Origin of the sequence: Bifidobacterium tibiigranuli (genome assembly GCF_022655035.1) — a bacterium.
GTDB lineage: Bacteria > Actinomycetota > Actinomycetes > Actinomycetales > Bifidobacteriaceae > Bifidobacterium > Bifidobacterium tibiigranuli_A.
Window position 1 is genome coordinate 158,140 of sequence record NZ_JALCUA010000003.1, and the last position, 17,915, is coordinate 176,054.

Consider the following 17,915-nt stretch of genomic DNA (forward strand, 5'->3'; position numbering starts at 1 on the left):
TGGTTTACGTGCATGCTTATTTGCTGGTGATTTGTTTGATGCTGGCTCCGTCGCTGACTTCGGGGATGCCGGAGATGCTGGTGAGCAGACTGATGACGCCGGCCAGCGCGGCGGCTCCGGCTACCATGATCCAGTCGACGCTGCCGATGGTGACGGCGCTCACGGGGATGATTGCGATGGCGGCTTGGGCGGCGGTCTTGATGGCGCGCACTGCTGCGGCTTTTGCCCATTGGGCGAGGGTCTGGCTGGTAGTGGTTTCTTGGGCGAGTGCGGCTAGGCTCTCGCTGTTGTATTCGGATTGGGATTCGGGTTCGTTCATGATGCTTCCTTTCAGAGTGTGATAGTTTGTCCGGGATGGATCAGGTTCGGGTTGCTGATGCGGTTTTTGGCGGCTAGGGCCTGCCATGTGGTGTGGTGGGCTGCGGCGATGCCGGAGAGAGTGTCGCCGGGTTTGACGGTGTAGGTCGCCGCTGGCGCTGGCGCTGGCGTGGTTTTGGCGGGTGCGCCGAGTTTGCTGTTGATGATCGCCTGCACTGCTTTCGCGTAGGTGCCCAGCAGCCGCTCGCGCTCGTTGCCGTTGCCCAGTCGCCCGGCGATGGCTTCGTTTGCGAGCGTTTCATGGGATTGTTTGGCGCTGGTGACGCGGGCCCGTTCGTTGACGATGGCCATGACCGCCGTGTATTTCGCGCCGAGCTTGGCTTTGCGGGCATCGCCGTTGCCGTAGTCGCCGTGCTGCACGGCGCTGGCTAGCTGCTCCAAGGATCCGGAAGCCGCAGAGGGGTTGGATGCGGGCATGGGCGCGGCAGCAGCTGAATCCCATTTGACCTGTCCGTAGTCGGCTAGGGACGTGCGGTTGCGGTCGACCTGGCCGCCGCCGATGGTCACGCCATTGCGATACTGGTAGATCCTGATGCCGGGAGCGATCTTGCCGCCGCTCCATGCGTAGGTCTGCCACGCCACGTAGCCGCGTGACATCGCGTGGGCGCATGGCCCGTAGCCCGCATACAGTCCCGTGCACTGCTTGCCGAGCACGCCGGCGATGCCATCCAGATAAGCGTCGAGCAGCCCATATTCGCCCGGCTGCAGATCATAGTCCACGGCGAAATACACCACGCTCCTGGGAAGGCCGAGCGTCCTGAGCGCACTGAGCGCCGCCTGTCCGTCCGCGACGCCCGCGCTGCGCCCGCCCTTGACGGTCCGTCCAGTGGTCTCGTACACGAGTGCGAGAGATAGGCCCGCCGCCCGGATCCGCTGGATCTCGCCCGTGGTCAGTCCTTTGCCGCTGCCGGTCAGGTAGCGGATCACTCCAGCGATGCCGGCTGCCTTGACTTGGACGAGGTCGGGTCGGGCGAACGAGTAGTCGATGAGTTCAGTAGCCATGATTGATTCTCCTTGATAGTTGGTTCGGGGTATGAAAAAGCCGCCCCGGATTGGAGCGGCTTAAGAGATGATGATTGCGGACTAGGGCCTGTGGTGTTCGCTCAGATAGTTCTCGGCCTCCTGCATGACCCAGCAGGTAGCGTGTAGCGCTTCGAGCTTGGATAGCTCGTAGCGGATCTGTGCGGACTGGTTGCCGTCGCGGCCCATGAGCGCGATCAGGGTGTTCTTGATCGTGTTCTTGCTGCCCTCGAGCTGCAGATTCTTGAGCTCATCGATGTCGTCGGCGAGCTTGTTGGTTTGCATCCAGTGTCGGTTCATGGCGCTGTCGTACGGTAGTTTGCCGGGGTCGACGTGCGCGTACATCCATGTGCCCAGCGATGTGAGCATGCCCGGCCACAGTTTGGAGACGAGCGCGGCCAGGGCGATCAGCGCGGGTGCGGAGAGTAGGCTGCCGATGAGCGATTGGATCATGGAATGTCCTTGTCTGTCGTAGGAGCGGGGAGAATGATGCGCGCGGGCAGCGGCGCACGGCATAGGAATGCCGCCGGGGCGGCCGGGAGGCGGTGCACGAAACGGCCGGCCATGCGATGGACTCGGATCGGAATGGGGCACGATGCGGGGCTGGAATGATGCGTCCCGGCTTGAGAGCCTGTATCCTGCTGTGGCTAGAGGTCGCCGAGCGTCCAGCGGGCGTGACGTTGGATGAGTATGTTGGCCCAGTAGCATGCGGACATCGCCAGGATGACGGCGAGCAGGCCGATGGCGAGCTGCGCGGGCAGTGCCATCGCGGGTGCGTGGATGCGGGCGAGGGAGAACAGGGCGAATTTTGTGGTTTTGAGCGAAATGTCGTTGAGCGCGTAGAACACGAGGCTGCATCTGCCGATGGTCGATATCCAGGAGAGACTGGGGAGCAGCAGGCTCAGGGCGATGGCCATGGCGATGCCGAGGACTGTCGCGGCCGAGCGGCACAGGTAGAACAGGGGCGTGCTGCCGTGCGCCTGCTGGTAGGCGCTGACCATCAGGAACGATGCGGCGAACAGGGCGAATAGGGCGATTGCCGCCGCGAGCCGTCCAGCCAGCGGCAGCCGGTCGAGGCGTTTGATGTCGATGCTTCGGGCGAGCAGGTATCCGAAGCCCACCCATGCCGTCGCCTTGAAGAGGTTGCCCAGCTGGAATGGCAGCATCGGGAAGACGGCGCTGGACCCCACGGCGTAGCCCAGTCCCACGAATGCGGCGAACAGGGCGAACAGGGCGATCCGGTTGCCTTTCGCGATCCTGGCCAGGCACCATAGGAACAGCAGGGCGCTGAACAGCGACCACAGGAACCACAGGCCGCTGCCGCCCTGCGCGAGCAGGATGCCGGTCACGTCCCGGAGCGGGTCGACGGCCGTGGACTTGCCCGCCTGGGCGTACAGGCTGGGCCTGAGCAGCTTGACGAGAGGCACGACCAGTGCGAACGACGAGAACACGTAGTAGGGGACCAGCAGCGTCTTCGCCCGTTTGGCCAGCAATGCCCTGAACCTGATCGCGGGCGAGAAGAACAGTCCGCTTAGCAGGAAGAACAGGGGCATGTGGAACGTGTATACCGCCGCGATCAGCGGGCCCAGCGCCGGGAACCAGCCCGGCCCCAGATGACCGAAGAACACGAGGAACATCGCCACGCAGCGCGCGGCATCGACCCAGACGACCCGGCCCTGGCCGGCATGCGGATTCGATGCTCCCCCCCCCACTCCATGAGATCCTCCGATTCCCCCCTGGCGCGCCTATCCTGACAGGAACAAGAGTACACCACGCCCGCTGCGCCCGGGCGTCACTGGGGCGTGATTTTCCTCCAGACTTTGTTGATGTTCATCCATATTCCCGTGGTGCCGGCGGATTCGTTCATCACGGTGATCTTCGAGTTGAGCGAGCGGCTGGGCGAGGGCGTCGCCGTGTATACGCTCGAGCAGTCGGACCCCTTGACGTTCTCGCCCAGGGCGAGCGAGCTGCTCTTGGTGGCAGGGATGTCGGCCGACTGGTCGGTGAACGACAGGAAGTTGTCCAGGGTAACGGAGTTGTCGACGTGGTTGTCGCGGTTCTGGCCCAGGAACGCGTTGTCTTGGAATACGAGATAGCGGAACGTCCTTTGGTGCCCGGTGATGATGTTGCCGGTGATGCGCTTGAGCTTGTTCGTGTTGCTCGCGTTCGTGCCCACGACGCCGAACACGCTGTAGTCTCCTGACGAGGGTTGTATCTGCAGGTTGTTGCCCGAGCAGTCGAGCATGGGCGTGTCCGCGAGGTTCACGGCCGCCATCGTGGGAGCTATGCCCATCATAGACAGCGGCTTGGTGATATTGATGGTGTTGCCCGTCATGATCAGGCGGCATCCCATCGCCGTCGGATCGGACGGGTCCAGACTCGTGATCAAAACGTTATTGAACACGTTGTCGCGCACGTTGATAGTGCAGTCATTGGCGTGGATGTAGAATCTGCCGATGGATGTCTGCGTGTAAGTAAACGTGTTTGCGATGAACGACGCCTCGACAACGTCGGTGAACGGCTGGCCGCCGTAGTACTGGATGAAGCTGGATGCGTAGCCCGGCCCCTGCTCGAACGTGTTCGCCTCGAACATGATGTTCTTCGAATGCCAGTCGATGGCGATGAGCGGGGCATGGCACATCCCGACGTAGTTGCCCACGATGTTCGCGCTCTCGACGCCCTCGAGGTCCACGATGCAGTCGTTGCCGTGCCGGAGCGTGTTGCCGATGGCCTCGAGGCCCACGACGTTGTCCATGAACAGACAGCTCGCCCCGTCGCAGTCGATGTGGTTGTTCTCGATCCGGATGTCGCGGTTGGGCTTGTATGCCTGAAAAACGGTCGAATTTGGAGTGGCGTCACCGCCCCACACCGTGACCCCGCATTCCCCGCCCGCGGCTGCGTTGACCAAGCGGTTGCCGCTAATGTCCACGCCTGAGACGTTCGAGAGCGTGACTGCGCCCAGCATCGCGGGCCCCTTGGTCGATCCCCAGTAGTCCGTTCGGCATCCGCGCACCGTGATGTTCGTGCTCACGAACGTGCCCGCCTCGGTCTCGGCGAACGGCTGGGACGGCCATGTGCCGATCCTGACGAGATAGCCTCTGATGGACACGCAGTCGATGATGGCGATGTTGTCAACTCTCCCATCTTGGTATATGGCAAACATGCGGCTGTCGGCACAGCGGAACGCCAGGTTCTCGATCCGGGTGTCACTGCCGGGTCGAATCAATCCCGATTCAACGTCGCCCTGGATGTTGATGATGGCCTGGTGCGACTCGCCGACCAGCCGCATGCCCGAGAACGCTATGTTTTTGCTGATCCGGTATACGCCGTTGGATACGTACAGCGAGCCGCGCCCGTGCGAGGACACCCATGCAATCGCCGCGTTGAACGCATCCGAATCGTCGGTCGCGCCGTCGCCGGTCGCGCCGAACCGCTTCACGTCCACGTACGGCCACCATCTGGCCATGGCCGTGCGCGTCTTGGAGTCCTCCGCGTCGATATATGCGCCAACTGCGGTGTCGTTGTCAACCGCATTCACGCCAGGCAGACCGCGCGGCCCCTGCGGCCCGTCGTCTCCCTGCGGGCCGGGCACGGCCATCAGGCGGCGCTTTCCCACGATCTGGTCCACGGTAATCAGCTCAGCCATTGTCTTCCTCCTAGCTTTCTCAGCTCAGCGTCCAGTAGCCCTCGCCCAGCCGCTCAACGTGGTTGTCGGGCGCGGTGGCCTTCATGCGCCATAGTCCGCCCGTATACGATAACGTCCCGTCATTGAACACGTTTTTGTTGATGTCGATGACCGCCCACCCGTCCTTGGAGAACCACAGGGCGCGCTGCCACAGGATCGCACCATCTTCTGTGGCCAGAACGAACTGGCCTGTCCATTGCGACATGTCCAGCGGCATGTATTCGCCGCCCGTTTCGCTCTGCACCAGCGTCTGTATCCCGTAGCGCATGCTCGTGCCGGCATGTACCAGCAGATCGGCCCTTACCGTTTCCATATCCTCGTACACACCGTTCATGACTCGTCTCCGTTCCCGGCATCGGTCGTCTCATCGTCCCCGCCAGCCACGAGCACCACTGATGCGCGCGGATAGGCGATGGTGGTCTTCCACCAGCCGTGCTCCGGCATCGGTATGACGTTGGAATCGCCGTCGTGCGCGTACCCGTAGCGGCAGCGCCGCGTGCGCAGCGTGTACGATGCCCCAGGCGTCATCCCGCGGATGCGCGCGATGTTCGCATAGGATGCTCCCATCACATTCGCTGTGTTCGTGCCCCACGTCTCAACGGTCGCCTGCACGGCGTCCTCTCGCCTGGGATACCCGGCCACTGGGCTCCCCGATACGTCGAGCAGGTCGAAGGCCACGCCGGCACGCGCGTTGACGCCGTACGCAGTGTCGCCGTAGGCGTTCACGCCCAGGTATATCCATGCTGAGAGCGACACTTGCGCGACGCCTGTCTTGGGCGCGACGAACGCAAGCGATGCGTCATACTTCGTGTCGTAGGGAACGAACATGAAATCGTGTATATTCCCCGACTGCGAGGATCCGTCATCGTACGATGAGTTGTTCTCCCCATAGCCCTGCTGCCCGGTGAGATACGAAGTGAGCAGCGCCAGCGATGCGGTCAGCGCATCAAGCTTCGCGCTCAGCTGGCTTATCTCCGTGCCGGTAGGGCTGTTCGCCTCGTTTTTCTCGCGGTTGCGGCGCTGTTCGGCGCGTCGCGCGTTCATGTTCTCGTCGCCACGTCCTGGCGCGTATTTGCGTGGTATCGCTTCTTCGTCCATGGATTATCCTCTTGATCTCGCCTGCACGGTGAGCAAATCCTTTGATGAGTCTCCGCTCACGTCAGTGATTTTCAGGTGCAGGAGCTTTTCTCCCATGAAATCGTCATCGACGCGCAGATCTGCTATGTCGCCGGGCATCACGTGGTATTCCTCGCCGACTTCGATGCTCATGGTCTCGTCGGGGTGGGAGCCGTAGGCGATGTCTGATACGGCCGCCGATCTGAGGATATTCAGATCTGTGACGGTGGTGCGGGTTTTGTCTGCAACTTGCAGAAGTACGGGCGAGGGATCCGAGCTTTTCCTGCAGATGATGGTCTTGTCGCCTGATTTTCCTCCAGCCACATATACCTGATTGGCCATGTTCTCCCCTTTGCCGGTGACTTTGACGAGTCTGACCCTCTGGCCGGGGACGGATGAATCCCATGCGCCTGGCGTGCCGCCCTCAAGCCATTGATGATCGATGATCTCGGACATCACGCGCAAATCGAACGTGAGATATCCGGACTCTGTGATTCGTGGGTCGAAACGGATTTCAGGCCCATCGGCGAGCGCGGTGATGTCGGCGAGTCGGTCGGATACGGGGGTTAGGTCGAAGCCGTTGAGTTGGAGTTGGTGGTTGCCGTTTTCTTGAAGTTCAGGCAGGGTGATGGGCAGGGCTCCCCATTTCATGGCTTCGTTGACGAGTTTTCGTGAGATGTCGCTGTAGGTCCCGTTGAGCAGCATGGTCCAGGCGCCTGCACCGTGGTCTTCGTCGATGAGCAGGGTGCCGTCGGTCCAAGTGGGGTCGAGATCGTGGCTGAGGGCGAGGCGTATGGTCATGAGGCTCCATCCACCGCCGCAGGTCAGGCTGAGTTTTCGTTGGATTGCGTCATAGTCGTAGTCGATGAGCGGGCCTGCATGTTTCACTTCTTCGTCGCCGGATGTGGGGTCGGTGCGGTGCACTGCGATGATTGCCCCCCACATTTTCAGGGCGTCGTAGAGTCCTTTGGGGATTTTGAGCGTGTTTTGCGAGTATTGTATGCCTATTTGGAGGCTGCCGGATTCGTTGATGGTGTCCGACCATTGCGCTGTTGTGTACGGGAGCTGGAACATCGGTTCTCCGAGGGGTCCGAATACGGAGCATATCAGTGGGTTCAACGTCATTTGGTCATCTCCATGCCGGATAGACGGTCATTGATACTTTGCTTGCGTTTGCTGAAACGTAGATGATGCTCTTTCCTGGCGGGATTTTGAATGCGCGGCCGGATACTGCGCCTGAACTGGGGATCATATCGCGCAGGTCGAGGTCGAGGCTGGTGTTGCTCCCTGTCCAGAGTATGGTTCTGTCTTTCAATGTGAGGGACAGGGATGTGACGTTGTCGGCGTGCAGACGAGGCCATGATGGGGAGCGGCCTGCGTTTTCGACGTGCAGCATTCCTCCTGCGGCGATGAATGTGACTGGATCACCGTATTTCAGTGGGTCGGGGCAGTAGATGATGAGCGTAAACGTGAAGATTTGCTCGCCCATAAGCATGAATGGTTCGGGGTCCTGGGCGATCCACCCGCTCATGTGTCTTCGCCCGTGCGCATCCTGGATGATGATTGTGAGCGTCCGAGTCATCAGATCGCAGATTCTGTCCTGCAGGTTTGCGGTTTCGATGCTGGATAGGCCGACCGCTTCCCCGGTGATGCTGATGGTGCGTCCTCCGGAGGTGAGACGCGAGGGCCACCATGTGCCGTCCTGTTGAGGGATGTCGATTCCGTTTTCGCGAGGCGGCACTGCTCCGAGCCCTTTGAGCCCGTCCGTGACGATTCGCAACGGCCCGTCATGATAGGGTTCCGAGCCGTCAGTCAGTGATATTGTTTTCGCGTCGCTCTTTATGCTGATGCTGGTCATGGCATTCCCCCTATCGGATCGGTATTGCCACTGTGCTGCGCCGATTCATCGCGTCTATTGCGGCCATGACGATGCCTGGATCATTGCTGTTGATTTCATAGCGGTAGTTGTTCGTCGTGCTGGAGTGCGATTCCTGCGCCCGGTTCAATGGCGTCACACTAGCGCCCGTCGGCAGGGACAGCACTTCCGGTCCGCGTTCGCCGACCATGACCAGGCCGGGCGAGGTGATGGTGCCGCCCTTGGCGAGCATGGGGATGCGGAAGCTCTTGCCTCCCACGCCGGGCACCCAGTCGGGTATGTCGAAGCCCTTGCCGCCGAGCGTGCTGTTCCAGAATGATTTGATCGCTCCGAATGCGGAGCGGAACGGCGCGGTGATTAGATCGGATACCACGCTGAATGCCGCGCCTATCGCGCTGGGGATGGAGTGGAAGAAGCCGAGCAGGCCATGCCATTTGCCCACGATCCAGTCGCCCGCGCTGCCGAACCACTGGCGGATGTTCGCGATGCTGGAGCCGAGGAAGCCGGTGAAATCAGCCCACAGCTTGCGTCCCAGGCTCGTCTTCGTGAAGAACAGCACCAAAGCCGCGACGAGGGCGGCGACGGCCATGACGACCAGCATGACCGGGTTCAGGCTCATTGCCATGTTCAACCCGGTCTGCGCGCCTGTGGCCGCTGTGGTCGCTGCCGTCTCGGAGCCCATCATCAGCGTGCGGATCGCGCTCAGGCCGTTCGCCACGCCGGTCGCGACGTTGAACGCCGCATATATGCCGGCGAGCGTGCCTATCACTCCGGCCAGCGCATAGACGAGCGTACGGTGCTGCGTCATCCACCCGGTGGCTCCTGCGGCCCACGTGGACACTTGGGTGAGGATGGGCATGAGGAACTGGCCGAGCTGGATCTGCGCACCCTGCCATGCGAGGTTCATGTCCCGTTGGGCTTTGGCGTTCTTCGTGGCCGCGTCCACCCCCTGCCCGCTCAGGGTTAGGCCCAGATCCGAGCTTTTTTTCATGAGCTGCTCCACGCCGGCTGATCCTTGGTTGAGCATGGGGATCATGCTGGCGCCCTGCTTGCCGAACAGTTTCATCGCTTCGGCGCTCTTGCTGGGCCCGTCGGGCATTTTCGAGAACGTGTCGGCGACTTTCGGGAGCAGCTCGCTCATGGGGAGGATCTGCCCGTGCGCGTCGGTGAACCCGATGCCGAGCAGCTTGGTCATGGCTGCGGCCTTCCTGCCGTTGTCGTTCGCCGTGTTCAGGTTTTTCGCGAACGTCTGCAGGCTTTTCTGCGACGTAGCCGCGCCGATGCCGACCTGCTGGAACGCGCCGCGCAATGCGCTGGCCTGCTCCACTGTCCCGCCGGTGATGCGCTGGTAGCCTTTGATGCCGCTTGCGGCGGACTGGAAGCTGCTCATGCTGCTCTTGGCGAATCCGGCCACGGCGGTCGCGGCCCCGGCGGCGGCTGCGGTCGCCGCGCCTTTGAGCATGCCCCATTTGGACTGCTCGCCCTGCACTTTGCCGGTGAGCGATCCGATGGACTTCTCGGCTTTGGACGCGTCGGCCAGTATGTTGATGATGAAATCCTTGGAAGCCATGAGCTCACCTTCCTGCCTGTCGTTTCATGTCGCGGATCTGCTCGGCTTCCTGCGCTACGACGCGGTCGCAGGACACGGCCAGCGTCAGCCACACGTTCAATGGCAGGCTCCACACGTTGCTGTGGGTGATGCCCGGCCAGTGCTGCGCCTGGCAGATCACGAGGATCCGCGACCACACCTGGTCGCGGATCCATGGCTCGTCGTCGATCAGCCGCTGGAAGCCAACGTCGCGTGACGCCCTTTCGGAGCGCCGGAGATTGGTTCTTTTGGGACTGGCCCAGCCGTAGTGTCGTCAGCGGGCAGATCCTGCTCGTCCGCCTGCAGCCGTTCCTGATACCATTCCAGGCTGTGGTCGCACAGCTTCTTCCAGTTCACCGCGATGCCATGCTTGTGCAGCGCGAACCAGAAGATCAGCGGCAATGCGAGCGCGTCCTGCTGTTCGATGCTGTCGATGTCGGCCATTTTCATGCCGGAGGCGATCTGGAATTCGGCGACGAGGCTGATGGGGCTGTCGCCCAGCGGGTTGCGGCTGGCGGGGTAGGTGTTGCCGTCGTCCCATATGATTCTCATTTCGAGGCTTCTTTCATTGCGTCGTCGATGATCGTGTTCATGCGTCTGACCATGTCGTTACGGCCTTTGATGACCGGAGCGAAGAAGTATGGCTGCCCTGCCTGGCTGGCCCAGCCTCCGCCGTTGAATACGGGGTGGCGGAATCGCTGCTTCTGCCAGGTCTTCGGCATCCACTCCTTGCCGGGCGGCATGCGCGAGGACGTGGTCTGGATGTTCAGGCCGCTTCGTGTCTTGCCTGCCACGATCCGTGTGCGCAGCCCAGCGCCGATGCCGGCTCGCATCGCGCCCGACGATCCTGCGCCGGCGCGGGCGAGGGTCGCGTAGCGGGTGCGTGTGACGACGCGCGTCGTGCCGGACTTGTAGTGGATGGTGTGGAATTCCTTGCCGGATGCGACGACCTTGCCCGGCAGGGAGCCGTCGAGGATGCCTTTCTGCTCGGCGATGATCGCGTCGCCCACATGCCGCAGGTCGCGTCGAGCGTCGCGTGCGATCGATTTGGGCATCGATTGCAGGCTTTCGCGCAGGCTTTTGACGGATTCGTTGGGGATCTCCGCCCATAGCCCCTCCTGTTCGGCCATCAGAACGCCGAATCCCCGCTCACCAGCGCGATGGTGAGCGGATCATGCGAGCCGTCGTCCAAAGCGGTCAGCTCGGTGTCGACGCTGATCACGTCTCCGCCGTTTGACTGGGGCAGTCCAGAGGTGATGGCCACGGCTGGCAGGATGATCTGCAATGCCGGTTTGATGCCGGGCGCGATATCCTGTTCGCCGCGGAACGTGAGCAGCAATGGCAGCGGGGTGCCATCCAGGAACGCGTCGCGCAGGATCGTGTCGGTGAATTCGACGGTGAGCTTGACACTGACTTCGGCGATGCCCAATGCCTGCGGACGCTGGCGCAATCCCTGGCCGCCGAGCGTGAACCCGTTGCCGTCCAATCCGTTCTTCACGGTGACGGTCACTGCGGTTACGTTGGTGGCCGCTGGCTTGTCCAGGCTCGCCAATGCGGTTGCGGTCGGTGGCGTGAGCGTGCCCTGATAGCCGAGGCTGCCGGAGATGAAGGTGAAGATGCTCTGGTCGTCGGGGTAGCTGGCTGCAGCTGGCTGCTGCGTGGTGTCGATGTCGCGTCCGGACCAGCTGATCTTCGCGGTGACCGCCGCTGCGGCTTTCGCGTCGATCTCCAGCGTGTCCACTTGGCAGCCGGTGAACGAGTGCGGCTTCTGCGCGCCGCCGAGCAAGGGGAGCAGCTCCTGGATGGTGTACGAGGGGAGGAAGTCGTTCAGCGACAGCGTGTGGATCTGCTGCCATGCCTGCACGGGTGTGATGTTGTCGGCCGCTTTGAGCTGGCTGATCGCGCTATTGCCGAACGCGGCGTGCAGCAGGAACCCGAATCCGCTGGTGGGAATGTCAAGCTCCTGATCCCCGGAGACCTCCTGCTGCACACGGATATGCTGGTCGAGGCGTTTCACCCGGGTGAACGGCTGCAGGACGCTGGAATCCACGTACTTGGGCTTCGTATCCATCTTGCCTTCGGACTCGAAGAAGCGCGTGGGAGCCACGGGCGTGCCGTACGTGGTCTCCAAGCCGATGCCGAACTGGCTGTCGATCTGCGTGCTCATTGTTTCGCCTCCCCATCCTGTGCATCATCCGACCGCTGCCATACCTCGCTTTGAGGCAGGAAATACTGCGCGTCCGAATCCTCGATGTCGACCGTTTCGCCGCGCCCCACGCTTCTGCCGAGCCAAGGCACGTACAATGCGCCCAACGGGCTGATATTCCTCAGTTTCATCACATGCTCCTAATCCTGTGCATCGCCTTGAACGACGCATCGATCTCGATGAGACGGCCTTGCCCCGCATCATCCTGCGTAGTGGCCCCGTCGGTGTGCAGATCAGACGGGATGATCCACAGCACCGTGCCGCCCAGCGTGGGATCCACATCAGTGACATAGTCGGAGATCCGCTGCAGATAATCGAACGCCGCCGCGCTGGCCGTGATCTCCGCCTGCTCATCCTGCCCGTGACGGAACGCGCCGACCGACAAGTGCAGCGTGATGATCTCCTCCTGATTGCGCCGCGGCCCCACCGTGACATCAGTCACGCTCGTATCAATGGTCGTCGCCGACACCCAATCGTCATGCACCAACGGCCACTGGAACCCGAAATTCACATCCACAGGCAATCCCGAAAGCGCCGTCCTGCAAGCCTCGGCCAACGCCATCTTCGCCTCATGCGCCGCAGTATGCGCGCTGATGCCCGTGCTCATGCGATGCCCGGCTCAGGCAGATAGGCGGCAAGCCAGCCCTCGACCTTGCGCGGCAGCTCAGCGCCCATAGGCACGCCGGACAACTCCCCGACATCGCCCTGACGGAAACTGCCACGCACCGTATGCGACTGCTGCCACCACAGCTTTGCCGTCTCCCGTGCGGCCAGCACGAACAACGACGACACCGACCCATCCGCCAGCACCCACTTCGACGGATCCACATCACGGCCGGTAAACACATCAATGCGCTCGCAGGCGGCTTTCGCGTACAGTTCGAGTTCGGTGTCCTCGTATTCAGCTGGGCCGACCGACAGCGCGTTGCGCAGATCGTTTTTAGTGATCGGCCAGTTCGATGGCGTTGCATCTGCCATGATGCCTCCCATGGGGGTTGGAGGGGAAAGAGCGGGGCGCTGACCGTATGGCTGTCAGCGCCCGAGTGGGGCCGCTTCTCAGGCAGCCTTGCCGACGAATGCGGCGAGCGCGTTCGCGTCGGTCAGGATGACGCCGGCGCGCAGGATGCCGCGCCATGCGATGGAGTCCTTGTCGAAGGCGAACTGGTCGCTGCGTTCGAGTGCGAGCGAGTTGACCACGCGCATGATGACGCGGTTGAACGAGCCGAACAGGATCGTGGCCTTGCTTGTGCCAGGGTCGGGCAGGAACGGGTCTTCGATGACAGGGTAGCCGTCGAGGACTGCCGGTTCTCCGGCTTGCAGGGAGGGCTGCCAGAGGTAGCGGCCGGTGGTGTCCTTGATCTTGCGAAGGGCTTTGACCGCTCCTGGGGAGACGAGGAAGGCGGCGCCGACCCGGTATGGCGCGATCACCGAGGATTCTAGGTCGATGATTTCGTCGAAGGTCGGCGTGACTGCGGCGCCAGTGACTGTGAGCGTGATCGCATTGTCCTTGCCGTCGCCGGGCAGGAGCGCGTCGAGCGCGTCCGAGTCGATGCCCAGACCGACGTTCTGGCCGATGGCTTGGCCGACGAACCCTTCGATGTCGATCGCGGAATCCTCGATGAGCTCGCGCGGGGTCATAACGATCTGACCGTATTTCGATGTCTTGGAGCTCACCTGGTCGAATGACATGTCGGTGCCGCCGATGGTCGCGCCCGGCTTGATGTTCTTCGCGGCTTCGCCGTAGCTTTTGACCCTCGGCCAGAGGATCTCTTCGCCGGTGCTGGTGGACAGGGGCTGCGCTCCGGCCTGCAGGAGGCCGCTCATCTGCCGCAGTGGCGTGATCAGGGATTGCGCGAATGTCGTCGGCACCAGTTCTGAGCCTGCGCCCGTCTGACTGGGGTCGGTGGTCAGGGCGCGTTTGAACGCTCGTGTGAGATCCGTCTTCAGGTCGATGGTCTGCTGCGTGGAGTTGCGTTCCACGAGCAGCGAGCGCAGCTGTTCGCTGATTCCGTTGTCCTGTGTGCGGCTGGTGGTTTGGGGCATTTTGGATTGCATGCTGATTTCGTCTCGCAGCAGGCTGATGGTGGAGTCCATCGCGTTGAGCCGTGTCTTGCATTCGTCGGAGGTGGTTTCCTCTTCGGGGGTGAAGCTGCGGCTGGCGGCGATTTCTGAGAGGGGTTTGACTTTCTCTTCGACGAACTTGGTGCGCTCGTTGAGCAGTCGCTCCAGCGCCTCGTTGATTGATTCCATGATCATCCTTTCATTGAGATCATTGACTGGAGCGACGCCCATTGGTGGAACGAACGCTCATTATCGCCCGCGCCGGGTGGCGTGGGAAGTTTGGTGCCAGTAGTTTTCTTGGTGCGGTATTCTTCGAATGCGCGGCCGAGTTCGACTGAGCTTGTCCAGTAGGCAGGGTCTGAGACAGGGGCAACGTCCACTAGTTGCAGGCTGGTGACGCGTGCCACGTAGTCGTCTTGCTCGTCCATCTCCCAGCTCATGCCGTCGGGCAGGATGTAGAACGCGAAGCTGCTGTAGCTCAGGTCTCCGCGTGCTGCGAGGGCGGCGGCGTCTCTTCCGGCTTGGGTGTCGGGAAGGGCGATGCGGTAGCGCAGGGCGTCCTGGTCGGCGGTGAGGGTGAGGGTGCCGGCGTTGGTGGTGGCGAGCAGGAGGTTGCTGTCGTGGTTCAGGCGGGCCATGACCCGCCCGTTCTTCTCTAGGTCGAATGCGCCGTCGTCCAGCCGCATGAGTGCGGTGGGGTCGATGATCTCGTGGTAGCCGCCGAGGTCGCGGCTTTCGGTGTTGAAGGCGATGGCAATGCCTTCGAGCGCGCCGGGGGATGATTCCGAATCGTCGGCTGTCCGGAAGATCGCTGGCTGGGGGCTGGCGACGCGCTGCAGTTCATGCGGGATGGTGATGGTCATGATGCCTCCTGTGTGCTCGATGTGCTTTCGGACACGGATTGTGATGTGGATTCGGACTTGGCTTGGCTGCTGCTCTTGGTGGTGCGGTACCAGGTCTGCCAGTCGTCGACGTCCTGCATGCTGAGCGCGGGGTCGCCGTTGTCGACGCGTGCTTCTCCCAATGTCAGGGTGCCGTTGTCGAGACGTTCGGACTGCACCTTCGCCCACGTGAGGGCGTCGGGCTTGCTACGGGCGTCGAGGTCGAATCTTACGAACCGTCGCGGAGCGCCGAACGGCTTGTCGAGGTTCGCTACCGGGGAGAGTGCCTGCTGCAATCGGATGGCCCATGGCTGCAGGGTGCGCAGCACGAGCTTGCGTTCGTTGCCCTCCACGGTGCTGTAGGTCAGGCTCGAGTCTTCGCTGCCGCCGATGTCGCGGGGGTCCACGCCGAAGATCACGGCGATCTGCGTGGCCGATGCCTTGATGGTCTCGAGGAACTGCAGGTCGCCGGCGTCCAACGTGACTTTCTCGAATGACCAGTGTTTGTCCAATGTCGCCACGTCGCCGGGCTTGACCGAATCGCGGAAGCGCTGCTTCGCGGTGTCGGCCTGCTTTTGGTTGAGTGTCTGATCGTTTTTCAGGATGCCGCCGGGGATCGGGGCGCGCTGGCCGAAGAACGAGTTGGCTGTGTCCGTCGCGTTCCTGCTCATTTCAAATTGGCTGCGAAAATGGGCGATCGGGTTGATGCCGCGCACGGTTCCGGTCACCGCGAACGCGGGAACGTGCAGCATCAATGGGGTTCCTGCGGGCTGGGCTATGCCTAGGGGGGAGCGTATTGCGGGGATCTCGACGCCGTTGACCCAGTATCGTGGCCAGTGGCGTTGCGAGGAGGAGTCGATGTCCTGCACTGTCACGTCGCTGCGTGGCACCCAGTCGATCTCGCGCACGCTGCCGTCGTCGCGCCTCCATACGATGCCGTACGCGTTGCCGTGCAGCAGCAGTTCGACCAGCCCTTGGTGGATCCAGTCGAAGGTGCTGAACCGGTCGTCCGGCGTTTCGAACCATTCCGGGTCGGGCAGGCGCGAAGGGGCGCTGCCGGTTCCGGCTGACTGCCACAGCCCCCAGGGCAGGGTGGCCACGCCGTCGGCGATCAGCCTGACGGCGCCGAACACGCTGGCGACGCGCAGCACGTTGTCGCCGCTGATATCAGTCCACGGCGAGTCCGGGCTCCAGCTGTCGCCGAACACTGATTGTCCGTCGATGCTCCGCTGCTGCGGGCCGAACAGATTCTTCCAAAAGCCCATCGCGGGAGTCCCTTCGATTGGTTACCAGATGCCGGAGAGCGGGTCGTATCCCCAGTCGGGCATGTCCTTGGCGAGCGCGCGGTGCGCGAGTGTGATGGCCATGAGCGGCGTGATCTCTTTGAGGCTTTTGCCTCGTGCCCATCCCCAGCCGTCGCCGATCGGGCGGCGTTGAGCCACGGACAGTGCGTCGGCGAGTTCGGATTGGCCAAGCAATGCGACCTGCTTGTTGAGGATCGCGTCGTATAGGCCGGGCGCGGCTACTCTGATCTCGGATGCGGGCAGCGGCTGCGCGTCGATGCCATGAGCGGCGAATTGCGGGGCGAGGGATCCGACGGTCTGCCAGTCGAACCATGTTCTGCCGCCCCATTTGCCGGTGAGCTGCTTGATGCCGTGCAGGTGCAGCGGGTCGGATGATGGCCGGTCGTCGCCGTCGATCACCCAGTCGGTGCCCGGCCCGTGGTCGACGATCTCCAAGTGCACGATGTTGTCCGCGCGCACCGCCGCCACTGCTATGGATGCTGCGGAGCGGTCGGGCGCGATGTCCACGCACCACACGAGGTTCGTGTCCTCGGGGATCGTGGAGTGCGGATCCGTGCAGGCGGCGACCGCGTCGCGCGGGATGGGCCAGTCGTCTGTGCTCTCGTCGGGCCAGATGTTCAGGAACGAGCGTTTGAACAGGGAATGGTTCTTGCTGGTGTCCTGTTCGAGCTCGTCGGTGATCTTGCGGATGGATTGCGTGTAGCCGAGCGCGGGCATCGTGTGCCACCAGGTGAGTCGGTCCATCGGGTCGGCGTCCGGGGGAGCGCTGTATTCGACGTACAGGCTGTGCGATTCCAGCTTCGATTCGACGCGGTTCCTTCCTGCCTGCATCTTCGCCCACAGGGGCGCTGAGCGGATCTTCGATTCGCCGACCGTGGAGAGGTACCAGAGCTGCGAGTCGTCGACGGTGATCATCGTGGGGCGCGGCGCCTTCTCGACTCGGTCGTCGACCTGCGACCAGTATTCGTCGATGAATCCGAGGTCGTTCGTGCTGCCGTGACCGGCGTCCTCGCTGGGAACGTCCGGCCACCATTGGGAGCCTGTCACGAAGTCCAGGTGCTGGCGTCCGTTGGTGCGGTTCGGCTCCAGTTCGTGCATGCGGTTCGGCTTGATGAGCTGGCGGAACGGGCTGGCTTGCAATTGCAGCACCTGCTCCTCCCATTTCTTGACGGTGCGGATGCCGTCCTGCGCGATGTAGACGATCTGCTGGGCGTGAGGCCACACGGCTGCGCGATGCGTGTTGATGGAAAGCGTCGACGTGGTCTTGCCTGACTGCCTTGGCACCAGCACCACGATCTCGCCGTACCATAGGCTGCCTGTCCGCGGGTCGATCTCGTAGGCCACGTCGAACAGGTCGCGCTGCCAGGGCAAAGGCTCGACGCCGAGCAGGCGGGAGATGCGCACCAGCTCAGGGCCGCGCGTCTCCCTGTGTGGGTTGCGCGGTGTCATCCAGCGCGGCGCGCATTCGCCGTCAGCTGGTTCCCCGGATCGCTGCCACAAGCGCAGCGGCTTCGTTGGATCCAGCATCAGCAGCCTCCACGACTCCCAGCTCGTGCAGCAGGTCGGCCACCACCTTCACCTCGTCCTTGAAGAGATTCGAACGCTTTGGGGCGTCCATGATCGTCGCCGCCGTCATGAGCTCCGCGAGACGCAGATCCGTGACCGGGTCACGCGGGTCGAGCCTGCCGTCCGAGCAATACTGCTCGATGAGCTTCGCCATCTTCTCCACGCAGCCGCCCGGCACCCATATGGCGCGCTGCGGCGCATGCGCTTCGATGACTTTGAGGCGATCCAATCGTT

General features: G+C 62.7%; 22 protein-coding genes. All 22 read right to left on the reverse strand.

The annotated features are described in order from the left end of the window. Nucleotides 1–16: 16 nt before the first annotated feature. Entirely contained in the window at nucleotides 17–319 is a 303-nt protein-coding gene (locus LKK40_RS05020; RefSeq protein ID WP_304309712.1) for a holin, read from the reverse strand. 11 nt (nucleotides 320–330) lie between these two features. Next, nucleotides 331–1,380, reverse strand: a complete 1,050-nt coding sequence (locus LKK40_RS05025) for a glycoside hydrolase domain-containing protein (RefSeq protein WP_304309713.1) — start codon at nucleotides 1,378–1,380, stop codon at nucleotides 331–333. An 81-nt stretch (nucleotides 1,381–1,461) separates the two neighbouring features. Continuing rightward, a complete protein-coding gene (locus tag LKK40_RS05030) occupies nucleotides 1,462–1,851 on the reverse strand; it encodes a hypothetical protein (RefSeq protein ID WP_304309715.1) in 390 nt (129 codons plus the stop codon). 194 nt (nucleotides 1,852–2,045) lie between these two features. Further along, complete coding sequence (locus LKK40_RS05035; protein ID WP_304309716.1) at nucleotides 2,046–3,110, reverse strand: acyltransferase family protein; 1,065 nt, start codon at nucleotides 3,108–3,110, stop codon at nucleotides 2,046–2,048. A gap of 80 nt (nucleotides 3,111–3,190) precedes the next feature. Beyond that, a complete protein-coding gene (locus tag LKK40_RS05040; protein WP_304309718.1) occupies nucleotides 3,191–5,044 on the reverse strand; it encodes a glycosyl hydrolase family 28-related protein in 1,854 nt (617 codons plus the stop codon). A 19-nt stretch (nucleotides 5,045–5,063) separates the two neighbouring features. Then, nucleotides 5,064–5,417, reverse strand: coding sequence for a hypothetical protein (locus LKK40_RS05045; RefSeq protein WP_304309720.1), 354 nt, complete (start codon nucleotides 5,415–5,417; stop codon nucleotides 5,064–5,066). Then, the gene (locus LKK40_RS05050) at nucleotides 5,414–6,181 is read right to left on the reverse strand and encodes a hypothetical protein (protein ID WP_304309722.1); all 768 of its coding nucleotides are present in this window, start codon (nucleotides 6,179–6,181) and stop codon (nucleotides 5,414–5,416) included. The genes LKK40_RS05045 and LKK40_RS05050 overlap by 4 nt, the downstream gene beginning before the upstream one ends. Nucleotides 6,182–6,184: 3 nt before the next feature. Then, nucleotides 6,185–7,324 (reverse strand): hypothetical protein, encoded by a 1,140-nt coding sequence (locus LKK40_RS05055; RefSeq protein ID WP_304309723.1) that lies wholly within the window; start codon nucleotides 7,322–7,324, stop codon nucleotides 6,185–6,187. Between the two features lie 4 nt (nucleotides 7,325–7,328). Beyond that, nucleotides 7,329–8,057: a hypothetical protein gene (locus tag LKK40_RS05060; protein WP_304309724.1), complete on the reverse strand. Its 729-nt coding sequence runs from the start codon at nucleotides 8,055–8,057 to the stop codon at nucleotides 7,329–7,331. Between the two features lie 10 nt (nucleotides 8,058–8,067). Further along, nucleotides 8,068–9,645, reverse strand: coding sequence for a hypothetical protein (locus LKK40_RS05065; RefSeq protein WP_304309726.1), 1,578 nt, complete (start codon nucleotides 9,643–9,645; stop codon nucleotides 8,068–8,070). 4 nt (nucleotides 9,646–9,649) lie between these two features. After that, complete coding sequence (locus LKK40_RS05070; protein WP_273328486.1) at nucleotides 9,650–9,823, reverse strand: hypothetical protein; 174 nt, start codon at nucleotides 9,821–9,823, stop codon at nucleotides 9,650–9,652. Between the two features lie 29 nt (nucleotides 9,824–9,852). Continuing rightward, on the reverse strand, nucleotides 9,853–10,215 hold the full coding sequence (locus tag LKK40_RS05075; RefSeq protein ID WP_304309729.1) for a hypothetical protein: 363 nt from the start codon (nucleotides 10,213–10,215) through the stop codon (nucleotides 9,853–9,855). Beyond that, the gene (locus tag LKK40_RS05080; RefSeq protein WP_304309731.1) at nucleotides 10,212–10,793 is read right to left on the reverse strand and encodes a hypothetical protein; all 582 of its coding nucleotides are present in this window, start codon (nucleotides 10,791–10,793) and stop codon (nucleotides 10,212–10,214) included. The genes LKK40_RS05075 and LKK40_RS05080 overlap by 4 nt, the downstream gene beginning before the upstream one ends. Then, nucleotides 10,793–11,830, reverse strand: a complete 1,038-nt coding sequence (locus LKK40_RS05085; RefSeq protein ID WP_304309732.1) for a phage tail tube protein — start codon at nucleotides 11,828–11,830, stop codon at nucleotides 10,793–10,795. The genes LKK40_RS05080 and LKK40_RS05085 overlap by 1 nt, the downstream gene beginning before the upstream one ends. Beyond that, nucleotides 11,827–12,000, reverse strand: coding sequence for a hypothetical protein (locus tag LKK40_RS05090; protein WP_273328478.1), 174 nt, complete (start codon nucleotides 11,998–12,000; stop codon nucleotides 11,827–11,829). Before LKK40_RS05090 ends, LKK40_RS05085 begins: the two co-directional genes overlap by 4 nt. Then, nucleotides 12,000–12,476, reverse strand: a complete 477-nt coding sequence (locus LKK40_RS05095) for a hypothetical protein (protein WP_273194051.1) — start codon at nucleotides 12,474–12,476, stop codon at nucleotides 12,000–12,002. Before LKK40_RS05095 ends, LKK40_RS05090 begins: the two co-directional genes overlap by 1 nt. Beyond that, a complete protein-coding gene (locus LKK40_RS05100; protein WP_273328476.1) occupies nucleotides 12,473–12,847 on the reverse strand; it encodes a head-tail connector protein in 375 nt (124 codons plus the stop codon). Before LKK40_RS05100 ends, LKK40_RS05095 begins: the two co-directional genes overlap by 4 nt. 78 nt (nucleotides 12,848–12,925) lie before the next feature. Continuing rightward, entirely contained in the window at nucleotides 12,926–14,119 is a 1,194-nt protein-coding gene (locus LKK40_RS05105) for a phage major capsid protein (protein WP_273328474.1), read from the reverse strand. A gap of 2 nt (nucleotides 14,120–14,121) precedes the next feature. Continuing rightward, entirely contained in the window at nucleotides 14,122–14,793 is a 672-nt protein-coding gene (locus LKK40_RS05110; protein ID WP_304309736.1) for an HK97 family phage prohead protease, read from the reverse strand. Continuing rightward, complete coding sequence (locus tag LKK40_RS05115) at nucleotides 14,790–16,076, reverse strand: phage portal protein (RefSeq protein ID WP_304309737.1); 1,287 nt, start codon at nucleotides 16,074–16,076, stop codon at nucleotides 14,790–14,792. The genes LKK40_RS05110 and LKK40_RS05115 overlap by 4 nt, the downstream gene beginning before the upstream one ends. 21 nt (nucleotides 16,077–16,097) lie before the next feature. Further along, nucleotides 16,098–17,642, reverse strand: a complete 1,545-nt coding sequence (locus LKK40_RS05120) for a terminase large subunit (protein WP_304309738.1) — start codon at nucleotides 17,640–17,642, stop codon at nucleotides 16,098–16,100. Then, complete coding sequence (locus tag LKK40_RS05125) at nucleotides 17,587–17,910, reverse strand: hypothetical protein (RefSeq protein WP_304309739.1); 324 nt, start codon at nucleotides 17,908–17,910, stop codon at nucleotides 17,587–17,589. Before LKK40_RS05125 ends, LKK40_RS05120 begins: the two co-directional genes overlap by 56 nt. Nucleotides 17,911–17,915: the final 5 nt, after the last annotated feature.

Excerpts from the sequence above, each read along its gene's own strand:
- LKK40_RS05020 (WP_304309712.1), bottom strand. The coding sequence starts at position 319 with ATGAACGAACCCGAATCCCAATCCGAATACAACAGCGAGAGCCTAGCC.
- LKK40_RS05025 (WP_304309713.1), bottom strand. The coding sequence starts at position 1,380 with ATGGCTACTGAACTCATCGACTACTCGTTCGCCCGACCCGACCTCGTC.
- LKK40_RS05030 (WP_304309715.1), bottom strand. The coding sequence starts at position 1,851 with ATGATCCAATCGCTCATCGGCAGCCTACTCTCCGCACCCGCGCTGATC.
- LKK40_RS05040 (WP_304309718.1), bottom strand. The coding sequence starts at position 5,044 with ATGGCTGAGCTGATTACCGTGGACCAGATCGTGGGAAAGCGCCGCCTG.
- LKK40_RS05045 (WP_304309720.1), bottom strand. The coding sequence starts at position 5,417 with ATGAACGGTGTGTACGAGGATATGGAAACGGTAAGGGCCGATCTGCTG.
- LKK40_RS05050 (WP_304309722.1), bottom strand. The coding sequence starts at position 6,181 with ATGGACGAAGAAGCGATACCACGCAAATACGCGCCAGGACGTGGCGAC.
- LKK40_RS05055 (WP_304309723.1), bottom strand. The coding sequence starts at position 7,324 with ATGACGTTGAACCCACTGATATGCTCCGTATTCGGACCCCTCGGAGAA.
- LKK40_RS05060 (WP_304309724.1), bottom strand. The coding sequence starts at position 8,057 with ATGACCAGCATCAGCATAAAGAGCGACGCGAAAACAATATCACTGACT.
- LKK40_RS05065 (WP_304309726.1), bottom strand. The coding sequence starts at position 9,645 with ATGGCTTCCAAGGATTTCATCATCAACATACTGGCCGACGCGTCCAAA.
- LKK40_RS05075 (WP_304309729.1), bottom strand. The coding sequence starts at position 10,215 with ATGAGAATCATATGGGACGACGGCAACACCTACCCCGCCAGCCGCAAC.
- LKK40_RS05080 (WP_304309731.1), bottom strand. The coding sequence starts at position 10,793 with ATGGCCGAACAGGAGGGGCTATGGGCGGAGATCCCCAACGAATCCGTC.
- LKK40_RS05085 (WP_304309732.1), bottom strand. The coding sequence starts at position 11,830 with ATGAGCACGCAGATCGACAGCCAGTTCGGCATCGGCTTGGAGACCACG.
- LKK40_RS05090 (WP_273328478.1), bottom strand. The coding sequence starts at position 12,000 with ATGAAACTGAGGAATATCAGCCCGTTGGGCGCATTGTACGTGCCTTGG.
- LKK40_RS05095 (WP_273194051.1), bottom strand. The coding sequence starts at position 12,476 with ATGAGCACGGGCATCAGCGCGCATACTGCGGCGCATGAGGCGAAGATG.
- LKK40_RS05100 (WP_273328476.1), bottom strand. The coding sequence starts at position 12,847 with ATGGCAGATGCAACGCCATCGAACTGGCCGATCACTAAAAACGATCTG.
- LKK40_RS05105 (WP_273328474.1), bottom strand. The coding sequence starts at position 14,119 with ATGGAATCAATCAACGAGGCGCTGGAGCGACTGCTCAACGAGCGCACC.
- LKK40_RS05110 (WP_304309736.1), bottom strand. The coding sequence starts at position 14,793 with ATGACCATCACCATCCCGCATGAACTGCAGCGCGTCGCCAGCCCCCAG.
- LKK40_RS05115 (WP_304309737.1), bottom strand. The coding sequence starts at position 16,076 with ATGGGCTTTTGGAAGAATCTGTTCGGCCCGCAGCAGCGGAGCATCGAC.
- LKK40_RS05120 (WP_304309738.1), bottom strand. The coding sequence starts at position 17,642 with ATGCTGGATCCAACGAAGCCGCTGCGCTTGTGGCAGCGATCCGGGGAA.